An 11316-nucleotide genomic window follows, 5' to 3' on the forward strand; every position below is an offset into this window, starting at 1 on the left:
CATGGATCTCGGACTCAAGAACAAGGCCTACATCGTCACCGGCGCGACCCGCGGCCTCGGCCTGGCCACCGCCCGCGAACTCGCCGCGGACGGCGCCCACGTCCTGGTGACCGGCCGCACCCAGGCCGCCGTCGATGCCGCCGTGGCCGAGCTGAACACCCTCGGCACCGCCCACGGCGTGGTCGCCGACAACGCCGACCCGGCCACCGCCGCGCGCCTCGTCGACGAGGCCCGCACCCGCTTCGGCCGCTTCGACGGCATCCTGATCAGCGTCGGCGGCCCGCAGGCCGGCACCGTCCAGGACACCCCCGAGGCCGCCTGGCGCGATGCCTTCGAGTCCGTCTTCCTCGGCGCCCTCCGGCTCGCCCGCACCGCCGCCGCCGAGCTCACCGAGGGCGGCGTGATCGGCTTCGTGCTCTCCAGCTCCGTCCGCCAGCCCGTCCCCGGCCTCGCCGTCTCCAACGGCCTGCGCCCCGGCCTGGCGATGGCCGCCAAGGCGCTCGCCGACGAGCTCGGCCCGCGCGGCATCCGGGTGCTCGGCCTGCTCCCCGCCCGGATCGACACCGACCGGGTCCGCGAGCTCGACGGCCTCGCACCCGACCCGGCGGCCGCCCGCGCCGCCGCCAGCGCCGGCATCCCGCTGGGCCGCTACGGCACGCCCGAGGAGTTCGGCAAGGTCGCCGCCTTCCTGCTCTCCCCCGCCGCCTCCTACCTGACCGGCCTCATGGTCCCGGTCGACGGCGGCGCGATGCGCACGCTCTGAGGCTCCTCACACCACGCGCGGCCGCCTCCTCCGCCGGTGCCGGTGCTCGACGGGGGCGGCCTGCAGCACCCGGATCCGCAGCTCGGCCGGCAGCTCCGCCAGCCCCAGGCTCGCCCGGGCGTCCGCCCGCGGGCCGTCCTCGAAGTGCTCGACCAGGCCGACCGGATCCCCGCCCGGCGTCAGCCGGACGGCCCCGCGCAGCCGCGGGTGCCGGGGCGCCCGCACCAGCCGCACCCCCGCCCGTTCGACCTCCGGCAGCACCGCCGTCCCCCGCTCCAGCACGTCCTCCAGCGCCCGCGCGGTCACCCGCAGCCGCAGCCCGCCGGCCCCCGGCGTCGGGACGGCGATGCTCGACAGCCCGGTGCGCCGCAGCTGCGCCACCAGCCACCAGGCCATCCCGACCACCAGCACCGACAGCCCGCTCACCACCGCGGGCCACCACCAGTCCCGCGCCACCCACCGCATCCGCGACCGGTCGCTGAGCAGCGGCTGGTCCGGCGAGGTGAGCGGCCACCGGCTCGGCGGCTGCACCCCCAGGTGCCGGTACAGGCCCAGCCCGCCCGCCAGCACCAGCGCCCCCACCCCGAGCAGCAGCACGCCCGCCACCCCCAGCAGGACCCGGTTCACCACCGCCCGCCTCATCCGGCCACCTCGCTCCGCCCGGCGTCGCCGGCCTCGCCGACCGCACCGCCCGCACCGCGCGCGGCCCGCACGTCCAGCCGCAACGGCCGCGCCACCCCGACCCGGGCCAGTTCCTCCCGCAACTGCCGCTGCACCGCCGCCGGATCGGCCGGCCCGACCAGCCGTACCCGCACCCGCCGCCGCCCGACCCGGATCCGCAGCTCCTCGATCCCGGTCAGCCCGGCCGCCCGGTCGGTCAGCAGGTGCGCGATCCCGCCCTTGTCGATCGCCGCGGTCGTCTCCCCGTACGGCCACAGCGGGAGCCAGCGCCGCAGCCCCGGCGCGAACGCCAGCCACAGCAGCCACCCGCCGAGCGCCACGGCCACCCCGGCACCGGTCAGCACCCACACGTCGTCGAGGTGACGGGTCGCCAGCTCGTCCGCCAGCTGCGCCCGCCACCGCCGGGCCGGCTGCCCGGCCCGCACCGCCACCACGTCGTAGAGCAGCGCCCCGGCCGCCACCAGCACGGCGGTGGCGACCAGCGCCGCCGCGGCCGTCCGCGGCGCCCGCAGCCGCGGCACCTTCCCGTGCGGCACCTCGTCCGCGCCACTCACGAGGCTCCACCGCCGATCAACTTCTCGACCACGACGACCACTTCCGACACCCTGGTCCCGGTCAGCGCGACGACCTGAGCCGCCACCCGCTCCCGTACGCCCCGGGCGAGCGCCGCGAGGTCGGCGGGGAACGGCAGCTCCACCTCGACCCGGACGGTCACCGTGCTGCCCGGCACGCTCACCGACACGCTCGGCGGCGCCCCGCGGACCGACCGCCCCGCCCAGACGCCGGCCAGCGCCTCCCGGGCCGCCGCCCTTGCGATCCGGGCGTAGACGCGCTCCGCGATCCGCAACCGCCCCCGGCCGCCGGCCGCGCGCGCGGCAGTGGCGGTGCGCCCCGTCAACGACGCCGGTCCCGCCCGCGCAGCAGGTCACCGAGGTCCCCCAGCTCGATGTCCCCCTCCGCCAACCGGCCGAGCACGAACCCCACCAGCCCGAGCGCCGCCACCAGCAGGAACGCCGCGAACCCGCCGAAGTACCCGGCGAAACCGAGGGCCATGCCCACCACCAGGCCGACGATGGCCAGGTTCATCCGCTCCTCCTCGTCGTCGACTGCCGAACCGTCCACCGCCGCGCGCTACTTGAGCCTGGGCCGCTGCCCCGGGGCGAGCAGCTGCTCTTCCTCCTCCTCGGCCTCCGGCTCGTCGGGCAGGTGGACGTCGTTGACCGCGATGTTCACCTCGACGACCTCCAGGCCGGTCATCCGCTCCACCGCGTCGATGATGTTCTCCCGCACCTGGCGGGCGAGTTCGGGGATGACCACGCCGTACTCGACGACCAGCGCGATGTCGATGGCGGTCTGCTTCTCGCCGACCTCCGCCTTGATCCCCCGCCCGACGCTGGACTTCCCGCCGGGCACCCGGTCCCGCATCGCGCCGAAGGTGCGGGCCAGCCCGGAGCCGAGCGCGTGGATGCCGGAGACCTCGCGGGCGGCCATCCCGGCGATCTTCTCGACCACGCCCACGGCCAGCGCCGTCCGCCCTCGGTCGGCGACCGGCCGCCCGCCGGCGCCGGTGCCGCCGGAGCCGCCGCCGGCCGGGCCGGTCCTGGCGGCGGGCGGCGCGCCCGGGGTCGGGGCGTTGCCGGTGTGCTTGTGCATGGTCGAGGGCGTCGGAGTGTCAGGCATGGGGCGGGTCTCCCGTCGTACGGCTCCAGCTATATCGCAAACCACCCCAACTCTGACATCGCGCCACGTCCCCCGCCCGCCGGGCGCGTCCGCCCACGCGACGACGAAGGCCCGGCCCCGGGGTGGTTTCCCGGGGCCGGGCCTTGCGGACGAGCACCCGCCCGGAACGCCGCACGGGCGAGCGGGCGAGCGGCGGCAGTCAGTCGCCGATGCCGGCGAGTTCGCGCAGCCGGCGCGCCTGCGCCACCCGTTCGGCGGAGCGCTGCTCGTCGAACGAGCGCCCCGCGGCGCCCTGGAGCAGCGCCTTGGTCTCGATCACGGCGCCGCGCGGGGCGGCCAGCAGGGCGGCCGCGAGGTCCCGCGCGGCGGCGTCCAGCTCGGCCGCCGGGACGGCCAGGTTGGCCAGCCCGATCGCGGTGGACTCCTCGGCGCCGACCCAGCGCCCGGTCGCGCAGATCTCCAGCGCCCGGGCGTACCCGACGAGGTCGACCAACGGCTTGGTCCCGGCGAGGTCCGGGACGAGCCCGAGCGAGGTCTCCTTCATCGCGAACTGCACGTCGTCGGCGACGACCCGCAGGTCGCAGCCCAGGGCGAGCTGGAAGCCCGCGCCCACGGCGTGCCCCTGCACGGCCGCGATGGAGACCAGGTCGGCGCGGCGCCACCAGGTGAAGGCCTCCTGGTAGGAGGCGATGGCGGCGTCCAGGCCCTGGTCATCGCGGGCGGCGAGCTCCAGGAAGGTGGGCTCGCCCGGGATGCCCTCGGGGGTGAACATCGCCCGGTCCAGCCCGGCGGAGAAGGAGACGCCCTCCGCGCGCAGCAGCACCACCCGGACGCTGCCGGGCAGTTCGCGGCCGGCCGCGACGAGGGCGCGCCAGAGCGCGGGCGACTGGGCGTTGCGCCGCTTGGGCTGACAGAGGGTGACGACGGCGAGGTCACCCTGGATCTCCAGGCTGACGCCGTCCCGCTCCCAGCTCGGGGCCTGCGGGTCGGTGGCGGGGGCGGTCATGCGGGAACCTCCGGTGGCGAGGGATGGGGCTACCGGAGAGTAACAAACCCGGGCGCGCGGCGGCAGGGCCTCGCGCCGGTGAAGTGACGAAACCAGGGGCGGGCCGGCCCCGGACACCGCCCCGGACATGACGATCGGCGGCCGGTCCACTCGGCCCGGGGGTGGACGTTCAGTCGGCGCCGACCGCGCCGCACCCTCGGCCGGCGTCCTGCCGCCGCGCCATTGGCTAGAGCTGACGGACCGTCAGGAAGCGGCCCCGGCAGCCGTCTTGTTCTTGCCTCGCGTGGCACCGCCGCGGCCCCGGAGGATCACTCCGGACTCGCTCAGCATCCGGTGCACGAAGCCGTAGGAACGACCGGTCTCGTCCGCGAGAGCGCGAATGCTCGCCCCGGCGTCGTACTTCTTCTTGAGATCGGCCGCGAGCTTCTCACGCGCGGCACCGGTCACCCGGCTGCCCTTTTTCAGAGTCTCGGCCACCCGTGCCTCCTCATTTGCGTTGCTCGGTCAGATTCCCATGATCACCCATACACCGCGTCCTGGCCACCCATTCGACAAGGTCGATGTCGGGATTGCCCCGACCTTCGGTGGTGATCCGAGCGCACCAGGGCGCTCACACAGAGTGCACGCCCCCGGGGGAGTGCCGCCGGACGCCGGGAAAGGGCTGATCAGCAACGTCGGCCCGGCCACGATCGAGTGGCGGGCCGACGGGAAGTCCTCAAACGGAATACCGGGCTACTTCATTCCCGGACACGCCGTGAGTACCAGTTTTTCTGGTCCGAATAGCGGAGAAGGCGTCTACGTCGGGTCAGGCCAGGTTGACCAGATCGGCGTAGGCCGGGCTCCAGAGGTCCTCCACCCCGTCCGGCAGCAGGATGATCCGCTCCGGCTGGAGCGCGTCGACCGCGCCCTCGTCGTGGGTGACGAGCACGACTGCACCGGTGAACTCGCGCAGCGCGCCCAGGATCTCCTCCCGGCTGGCCGGGTCGAGGTTGTTCGTGGGCTCGTCGAGCAGCAGCACGTTGGCGGAGGAGACCACCAGGGAGGCCAGCGCCAGACGGGTCTTCTCACCGCCGGAGAGCACCCCGGCCGGCTTGTCGACGTCGTCCCCGGAGAACAGGAACGAACCGAGGATCTTGCGGATCTGGACCAGGTCGGTGTCCGGCGCGGAGGAGCGCATGTTCTCCAGGACGGTGCGCTCCGGGTCCAGCGTCTCGTGCTCCTGGGCGTAGTAGCCGATCTTCAGGCCGTGGCCCGGGGTCACCTCGCCGGTGTCCGGCTTCTCCACCCCGGCCAGCATCCGCAGCAGGGTGGTCTTGCCCGCGCCGTTGAGGCCGAGCACGACGACCCGGGAGCCGCGGTCGATCGCCAGGTCCACGCCGGTGAAGATCTCCAGCGAGCCGTAGGACTTCGACAGGTCGGCCGCGGTGAGCGGGGTCTTGCCGCAGGGGGCCGGGTCCGGGAAGCGCAGCTTGGCGACCTTGTCGCTCTGGCGCACCTGCTCCAGCCCGGAGAGCAGCTTCTCGGCGCGGCGGGCCATGTTCTGCGCGGCCACCGTCTTGGTCGCCTTGGCGCGCATCTTGTCGGCCTGCGCGTTCAGCGTCGCGGCCTTCTTCTCGGCGTTGGCCCGCTCGCGCTTGCGGCGCTTCTCGTCGTCCTCGCGCTGCTGCTGGTACTGCTTCCAGCCCATGTTGTAGACGTCGATCGCGGAGCGGTTGGCGTCCAGGTAGAAGACCTTGTTGACGACCGTCTCGACCAGCTCGACGTCGTGCGAGATGACGATGAAGCCGCCCTTGTAGGTCTTCAGGAAGTCCCGCAGCCAGGCGATCGAGTCGGCGTCCAGGTGGTTGGTGGGCTCGTCGAGCAGCAGCACGTCGGAGTCCGAGAACAGGATCCGGGCCAGCTCGACGCGGCGGCGCTGACCACCCGAGAGGGTGTGCAGCTGCTGGCCGAGGATGCGGTCCGGCAGGCCGAGCGCGGCGGCGATGGTGGCGGCCTCGGCCTCGGCGGCGTAGCCGCCCTTGGTCAGGAACTCGGTCTCCAGCCGGGCGTACTTCTTCATCGCGTTGTCGCGGGTGGCGCCCTTGCCGTTGGCCATCCGGTCCTCGTTCTCGCGCATCTTCTTCAGCACGGTGTCGAGGCCGCGGGCGGAGAGGATGCGGTCCTTGGCGAGGACGTCGAGGTCGCCGGTGCGCGGGTCCTGCGGGAGGTAGCCGACCTCGCCCGAGCGGGTCACCGTGCCGGCCGCGGGGATGCCCTCGCCGGCCAGCACCTTGGTGAGGGTGGTCTTGCCGGCGCCGTTGCGACCGACCAGGCCGATCCGGTCGCCGGCGGCGACCTTGAAGCTCGCGGACTCGATCAGGATCCGGGCACCGGCGCGCAGTTCGAGGGCGTTGGCGGAGATCATGGCTGGGACTGCTCCTGGGACGTGAGCGGACGGCCGGGCGGGGGCCCGGGGCCGGGCGAGCGGGAAGGGGCTTCGACGGCGGTCGGCGCGCTGGACGGGCGCCGCGGCCCGCTAGTGCCCGGAGAAGACAGCCATGACGGCAAGTCTACCGGGCCGCGCGGAACACCCCGGGGCGGTACCGCCCCGGGGTACCGGACCTGCGGCTACGGCTGCGGGGTCCCCGCGGGGGCGGCCGGGGCGGCGCTCGGCGCGGGCGGGGCCCCGGCCGCCGGGCTCGCGCAGCCGACCTGCGGGCGGACGGCGGCGAACGGCGCGGCGGCGCTGCCGCAGCCCGTCTCGGGCGCGGCCGCCTTGGTGTCGAACACCCGCGGCGGGACGACCGGGCCGTCCGAGATCTCCACCCGGCTCGCGTCCAGCACCTTGACGGTCGCCGCCGGTCCGGTGCTCATCGCCCAGCCACTGCTGTCCAGCCGGAAGCCGGTGATCGCGCCGGAGACGGCCAGCCCGGCGCTGTTGGTGCAGGTGCGCGGCACGAGCACGGCGTAGTCGGTGTGCACGGTGCGCAGCGGGTCGTAGACGCAGCCGTTGGCGGGCTTGTCGTTGTAGCGCAGGTCGCCGTCCGCGTCACGCAGGCCCATGGTGAGGTTCGGCGTGACCACGGCCAGCCAGGGCGAGCCGGCCCGCTGGACGGTGTGCAGCGCGGCCTTCGCCCGCTGCTTGGCGAGCTCCTTGCGCTGGTCGTCGGTCCGCTTGTCGGCACCGGGCTCGCCGGAGCCGCGCAGCCAGTCCGTCAGGCCGGGCACCGCGCGGTGCCAGCGCACCTCGTGGTCGCCCGGGCGCACCGAGGTGAGCAGGCCGTCGTCCCAGACCACGATCGCGTTGTCCCCGGCCATCGCCAGGTACAGCGCCTCGGCGCCCTCGCGGCGGTAGGTCCAGGCCTGCGCGCCGGTCTGCTGGTGGAAGGCCTCCAGGCCGCCGCCGACCACCCGCAGGTCCAGGTCCGCGGCGGTGAGCGACTGCGAGCTGACGGGCGTGGCCTCGGTGTTGCCCGGTCCGGCCACCTTGTCACCGAACGGCTCCGGCTTGTTGGCGTGCGCCGCCGCTCCGGCCGCAAGGACCAGCATCACCGCCAGGGCAGGCAGGATCGAGCGGGGGGTCAGTACACGCAGCGGCTTCCGGGACACAGCCGGAGCGTATCCAACCGCGATGGGGCGAGTCAGCCGGGATTCGGCCGCCGCCCGCGCCCGCCACCGCGCACGGGGCCGTGTGCGCCCTCCACGCGCGCCCGCCCGCCCACCTGCGTCGTCCGGGCCGGGGCCGGGTCGCCGGGCCGCGGGCGCGGGGCGGCAGCGGCGCGCGGGACCGTTACAGAGCTGATACACGGCCCCCCTGGCGGGGGCCCGGCGGCCGTCACGGCCGGCGTTGCGGCAGACGGCGTTCGAATACCGCCCACTTTAGAGTGACATTCGGCTTTTCCGACGCCCTCCGGCCCTACTGTCGGCGAGCGGGTCGCCACGGTCCGTCCGCACCGTCGCCCGTCCGCCCGCCCCGCGCCGTCCGGAGGAGAGACCATGCGAATCGGCCGCCTGACGATGGCCGCCGCCGCCCTGCTGCTGATGGCCACGGCCAGCGTCCCGTCCGGGACGCCGCTCAGCCAGTCGGAGCGGCACAGCCTCTCCTCGGACGCCTTCGAGCCGCGCGGCGCCGCCCCCCGGCCGCCCGTGCAGCGGCCGAAGCACGAGCCGCCGTTCGGCGCGTTCGTCGGCTCCTGGGACAACTACATCCCGCAGATCGGCCAGTACGCGCGCTGGCTGGGCGACGCGAACCTGCAGGTCGGCCACACCTACCTGGCGGGCAACGGCTGGGCCGACATCGAGGGCGAGCCGGTGGTGCTCGGCATGTGGTCGCAGTGGCGGCTGGCCGACCCGTCCCGGCTGCTCGTGCTCGGCGTGCCGATGCTGGTGCCGAACGAGGCGAACGTCTCGGACGGCGAGGTCGCCAAGCTGCTCGGCCAGGGCGCCCGCGGGGACTTCGACGTCCACTTCCTGCGGCTCGCCCGCCGGCTGGTCGCGCTCGGCGGCGCGGACACCGTGCTCACCATCGGCTGGGAGATGAACGGCGTCACCTACACCCACCGCTGCCGGCCCGACCCGGCCGCCTGGAAGGCGTACTGGCGGCGGATCGTGGGGGTGATGCGCTCGGTGCCCGGGCAGCGGTTCCGCTTCGACTTCGCGCCCAACCGGGGCCTGGACGCGATCCCGTGGACCAAGTGCTACCCCGGCGACGACGTGGTCGACATCATCGGCATGGACAGCTACGACCAGCCCGCCGGCGCCGGCTTCGACGACTACGTGCGCGAGCCGTACGGCCTGCAGGACCAGGTGGAGTTCGCCGCCCGGCACGGCAAGCCGGTCTCGTACCCGGAGTGGGGGCTGTTCCGCAACGGCGACAACCCCGAGTTCGTGCAGCGGATGGTCGACTGGATGCGCACCCACGACACCACCTACCAGACCGTCACCGACTACTGCCCGCACGGCTTCTACCAGTGCGACCGCAACCCGCGCTCGGCGGCGCGCTTCAAGCAGCTGATGTCCGGCTCGAAGGGGGCGCCGGTGGCGGTGCCGACTGCTCCCCCGGCCCTGCCGACACCGCCCGCACCGCCGACCGCACCGGCCACCCCGACCCCGGCCTCGCCGTCCCCGTCCCCGTCGACCACCGCCAAGCCGGCCAGACGCTGACGGATCAGCGGAGGCGGCGCGCCAGCAGGGCCTGCTTGAGCCGGGGGAAGCGGGTCCGCAGCTGGTGCACCGCCACCTGGCGGGCGCGCACCAGGCCGGCCCGGACGGCGGCCGCCGGCGCCAGCCCCGCGGGGCCCAGCAGCAGCCGCTGGTTGTGCAGTCGATCGGGCCGCCAGCGCTGCTTGTACGGCTCCTGGCCGCGCAGCAGCCCTATCACCGGGATCTCCGCGCCGACCGTCTCGTCCAGCGCCGCGCTGAACAGCAGCCCGGCGATGTCCAGCCGCTCCCGCAGCATCGGGTGCGCGCCGTACAGGTAGAGCCCGCTGAACGACGGGCAGAGCAGCAGCAGGTTCACCGCGACCAGCTGGCCGTCCAGGTGGAACTGGTGGACGGCGGCCTTGCCGGCGGCGACCAGGGCCGCGGTGGACTCGTTCAGGTGCCGGGCGAAGCGCTCGGTGCGGTGCTCGGGGGTGACGCCGCGGTCCTGCCACTGCAGGAAGTGCAGCCGCAGCAGGCCCTCCAGCGCCTCCGGCAGTTCCTCGACCGGCGTCGAGCGGACCGTCACCCCGGCCTCGGCGATCTTGCGCAGCTTCACCCGGTTGCGCTGGGCGGTCTTGCCGGGCAGCCGCTTGAGCAGCCGGTCCATCGGGACGCCCGGGAGGTACTGGCAGAGCGAGTCCTGGTAGCGGCGGCGGCGGCCGCGCCAGTGCTCGTACACCTGCTGCACGGCCGCCTCCGGGTGCACCTCGCGCAGCTCCAGGAACTGCCAGGGGCGGGTGACCGGGAGGGCGGCGGCGAGTTCGGCGGCGGCCCGGTCGGCGTACTCGTCGTCGAGCAGCACGTCGGTGTAGTCGACCAGCCCGGCGCCGAGGCCGGTCAGGCCGCCGAGGAGGCCGCGCCGCCGGAAGGCGCCCGCACCGACCAGCCGGCCGTCCCGGCGGACCAGCACCACCCGCAGCGCGCCCGGGCTGCCGTAGTGGTGCCACCAGGAGCGCTGCCAGGCGGAGGCCTGGAAGAAGGTGGCGGTGCGGCAGCGGGCCGCCAGGTCGTCCCACTCCTCGGCGAGGGTGTCCAGGGCGTCGTCCTCGCGGCGCAGCTCGGTGGTCCAGGCGGGCGCGGTGGAACCGGAGGTCTGCTGGGCGGGCAGGCCCGCGCGGCGGGTCCCGGTGCTCATCGGCCGCTCCCGGCCGTGGTCTTCTCCTTGGCCGGGGTCTTCGGCCCGGCCTTGGGGGCGTCCTTCGCGGCGGGCTTCTCCGCCGGCTTCTCCGCGGCCTTCCCGGCCCCGGCGGGTTCCGGCGCGGCCTCCTCCTCGGCCGCGGCCGGCGCGGGCCGCGCCTCGCCGCGCGGGCGCGGGGTGCTCGGCGCCTCGGCGGCGGGCGCCGTCTGCGTCTCCGGTGCCGCGGGCGTCCCGGGCGTCTCGACGGCCTCGGCCGGGTCGGCGCCGGAGCGGCGGCGGGTCATCATCACCAGCGCGCCGAGCAGCAGCCCGGCCGCGCCGCCGACCGCGATGTCCAGCTTGCCCGAGGGGGTGGTCGGCTTGTCCGGCTCGGCCGCCGGGGCCAGCGTCACCAGCCGGACGTTGGTGTCCCGGCTGCTGGTGTTGGCGAAGGAGACCAGCGCGCGGGCCACCGCGTCGGCGGTCTGGGCGGCCTCCTGCGGCCGGGTGCCGGTGCCGGTGATCTCGATCATCGGCGCGTCCGGCGAGGTCGTGCCGTGCACCAGGGACTCCAGGTCGGCGCGGCTGTGGCCGGTCTCGGCGGCCGCCACCGCCAGCACCTGCGGCTGGCCCGCCAGCCGGCCGTACGCCTGGGCGAAGTTGGTCGCCGTGGCGGCCTCGCCCGGGTTCTGCGCCACCACGAGCACGTAGGCGCTGGCGGCGTACGAGGGGTGCGAGACGACGGCGTACCCGGCGCCGGCGGCGGCGCCCAGCGGCACCGCGAGCACCACCGGCCACCAGCGGCGGACCAGGCGGCGGGCGCTTCGGCGCGGTGTGGTCATGGGTGTTGCTCCTTGGATATGCGAGGGCGGTGCCGGCAGCGGGCGG

General features: G+C 75.1%; 13 protein-coding genes. 2 read left to right on the forward strand and 11 right to left on the reverse strand.

The window, feature by feature from the left end; genetic code table 11:
- Position 1 precedes the first annotated feature (1 nt).
- The gene (locus ACPC54_RS16160; RefSeq protein ID WP_498965422.1) at positions 2 to 763 is read left to right on the forward strand and encodes an SDR family oxidoreductase; all 762 of its coding nucleotides are present in this window, start codon (positions 2 to 4) and stop codon (positions 761 to 763) included.
- Positions 764 to 769: 6 nt separating this feature from the next.
- Here ACPC54_RS16160 and ACPC54_RS16165 read toward each other — a convergent pair whose 3' ends face one another.
- The 9 genes from ACPC54_RS16165 to ACPC54_RS16205 form a co-directional block, all read right to left on the reverse strand.
- The gene (locus tag ACPC54_RS16165; protein ID WP_498965423.1) at positions 770 to 1393 is read right to left on the reverse strand and encodes an alkaline shock response membrane anchor protein AmaP; all 624 of its coding nucleotides are present in this window, start codon (positions 1391 to 1393) and stop codon (positions 770 to 772) included.
- Between the two features lie 8 nt (positions 1394 to 1401).
- Entirely contained in the window at positions 1402 to 1998 is a 597-nt protein-coding gene (locus tag ACPC54_RS16170) for a DUF6286 domain-containing protein (RefSeq protein ID WP_498965424.1), read from the reverse strand.
- Positions 1995 to 2342 carry a hypothetical protein gene (locus ACPC54_RS16175; protein ID WP_498965425.1) on the reverse strand — a complete coding sequence of 116 codons (348 nt, stop codon included), beginning with the start codon at positions 2340 to 2342 and terminating at the stop codon, positions 1995 to 1997. The genes ACPC54_RS16170 and ACPC54_RS16175 overlap by 4 nt, the downstream gene beginning before the upstream one ends.
- Complete coding sequence (locus ACPC54_RS16180; protein ID WP_045699408.1) at positions 2339 to 2530, reverse strand: hypothetical protein; 192 nt, start codon at positions 2528 to 2530, stop codon at positions 2339 to 2341. The genes ACPC54_RS16175 and ACPC54_RS16180 overlap by 4 nt, the downstream gene beginning before the upstream one ends.
- Before the next feature lie 45 nt (positions 2531 to 2575).
- Positions 2576 to 3124, reverse strand: coding sequence for an Asp23/Gls24 family envelope stress response protein (locus ACPC54_RS16185; RefSeq protein WP_498965426.1), 549 nt, complete (start codon positions 3122 to 3124; stop codon positions 2576 to 2578).
- 199 nt (positions 3125 to 3323) lie between these two features.
- Entirely contained in the window at positions 3324 to 4130 is an 807-nt protein-coding gene (locus ACPC54_RS16190; RefSeq protein WP_498965427.1) for an enoyl-CoA hydratase/isomerase family protein, read from the reverse strand.
- Positions 4131 to 4373: 243 nt separating this feature from the next.
- Positions 4374 to 4607: a helix-turn-helix domain-containing protein gene (locus ACPC54_RS16195; RefSeq protein WP_498965428.1), complete on the reverse strand. Its 234-nt coding sequence runs from the start codon at positions 4605 to 4607 to the stop codon at positions 4374 to 4376.
- Positions 4608 to 4935: 328 nt separating this feature from the next.
- Positions 4936 to 6534 (reverse strand): ribosomal protection-like ABC-F family protein, encoded by a 1599-nt coding sequence (gene abc-f / locus ACPC54_RS16200; protein ID WP_498965429.1) that lies wholly within the window; start codon positions 6532 to 6534, stop codon positions 4936 to 4938.
- Positions 6535 to 6737: 203 nt separating this feature from the next.
- Complete coding sequence (locus ACPC54_RS16205) at positions 6738 to 7718, reverse strand: hypothetical protein (RefSeq protein ID WP_498965430.1); 981 nt, start codon at positions 7716 to 7718, stop codon at positions 6738 to 6740.
- Positions 7719 to 8105: 387 nt separating this feature from the next.
- Here ACPC54_RS16205 and ACPC54_RS16210 point away from each other — a divergent pair, with 387 nt between their 5' ends.
- Complete coding sequence (locus tag ACPC54_RS16210) at positions 8106 to 9272, forward strand: glycoside hydrolase family 26 protein (RefSeq protein ID WP_498965431.1); 1167 nt, start codon at positions 8106 to 8108, stop codon at positions 9270 to 9272.
- A 4-nt stretch (positions 9273 to 9276) separates the two neighbouring features.
- Here ACPC54_RS16210 and ACPC54_RS16215 read toward each other — a convergent pair whose 3' ends face one another.
- Positions 9277 to 10446: a GNAT family N-acetyltransferase gene (locus ACPC54_RS16215; RefSeq protein ID WP_498965432.1), complete on the reverse strand. Its 1170-nt coding sequence runs from the start codon at positions 10444 to 10446 to the stop codon at positions 9277 to 9279.
- Positions 10443 to 11270 carry a Wzz/FepE/Etk N-terminal domain-containing protein gene (locus ACPC54_RS16220; protein WP_498965433.1) on the reverse strand — a complete coding sequence of 276 codons (828 nt, stop codon included), beginning with the start codon at positions 11268 to 11270 and terminating at the stop codon, positions 10443 to 10445. Before ACPC54_RS16220 ends, ACPC54_RS16215 begins: the two co-directional genes overlap by 4 nt.
- Positions 11271 to 11316 lie beyond the last annotated feature (46 nt).

Source organism: Kitasatospora sp. NPDC094028, assembly GCF_049543595.1.
In the GTDB taxonomy this organism is placed as follows: Bacteria; Actinomycetota; Actinomycetes; order Streptomycetales; family Streptomycetaceae; genus Kitasatospora.